Source organism: Catenulispora rubra (assembly GCF_015356825.1).
Lineage (GTDB): Bacteria > Actinomycetota > Actinomycetes > Streptomycetales > Catenulisporaceae > Catenulispora > Catenulispora rubra.
Map to the genome: position 1 here is coordinate 1 of NZ_JAACYW010000836.1, position 348 is coordinate 348.

A 348-nucleotide genomic window follows, 5' to 3' on the forward strand; every position below is an offset into this window, starting at 1 on the left:
TTTCGTATGTGTTGGGGTTGGAGGGTCCTGCGGTTTCGGTGGATACCGCGTGTTCGTCGTCGTTGGTGGCGTTGCATTTGGCGGGTCAGGCTCTGCGGGCTGGGGAGTGTGATCTGGCGCTGGCTGGCGGTGTGACGGTGATGGCCGGGCCGGGTTTGTTTGTGGAGTTCAGTCGGCAGCGGGGGCTGTCGCCAGACGGGCGGTGTAAGGCGTTTGCTGCGGGTGCGGATGGGACTGGTTGGGCTGAGGGTGTTGGTTTGTTGGTGTTGGAGAGGTTGTCGGATGCGCGGCGTGCTGGGCGTCGGGTGTGGGCGGTGGTTCGGGGGAGTGCGGTCAATCAGGATGGGG

Annotated in this window: 1 protein-coding gene; it reads left to right on the forward strand. The window is 64.7% G+C overall.

What is annotated here, in order from left to right; translation table 11 throughout:
• The coding region (locus GWK61_RS55645) for a beta-ketoacyl synthase N-terminal-like domain-containing protein (RefSeq protein WP_267254623.1) at positions 1-348 on the forward strand (348 nt) is incomplete at both ends.